Source organism: Poinsettia branch-inducing phytoplasma str. JR1 (genome assembly GCF_000309465.1).
Lineage (GTDB): Bacteria > Bacillota_I > Bacilli_A > Acholeplasmatales > Acholeplasmataceae > Phytoplasma > Phytoplasma pruni.
On the sequence record NZ_AKIK01000130.1, the window covers coordinates 1 to 318 of the forward strand.

The following is a 318-nucleotide window of genomic DNA, read 5'->3' on the forward strand; positions in this document are numbered from 1 at the left end:
AGCTAAGGAATTAGCAGATGCTGCATATAAAAGTAGAGATTTAATAAATGGCGGACTTATAGAAGACAACTTAAGACCGTCTGGAATTTCAGTTAAAGAATTAATAAATGCTGGATTTACATATAAAGGATTAAAAGCCGCTGGGTATACTAGTGCAGATTTTAAAGATATTAATACACCTAACGAATTATATAATGTTGGATTTCAACTTGGTGAATTAGTATATGCTGGATATACAGAAAAAGAATTAAGAGATGCTGGATTTACAATTTAAAAAAGATAAATAAAAATTTTTATAAGTTGGTTGTTAAATAAACA

Annotated in this window: 1 pseudogene; it reads left to right on the forward strand. The window is 28.0% G+C overall.

The window, feature by feature from the left end:
* Positions 1–274, forward strand: a pseudogene (locus tag ON17_RS03645) (hypothetical protein); the annotation flags it as partial.
* Positions 275–318 lie beyond the last annotated feature (44 nt).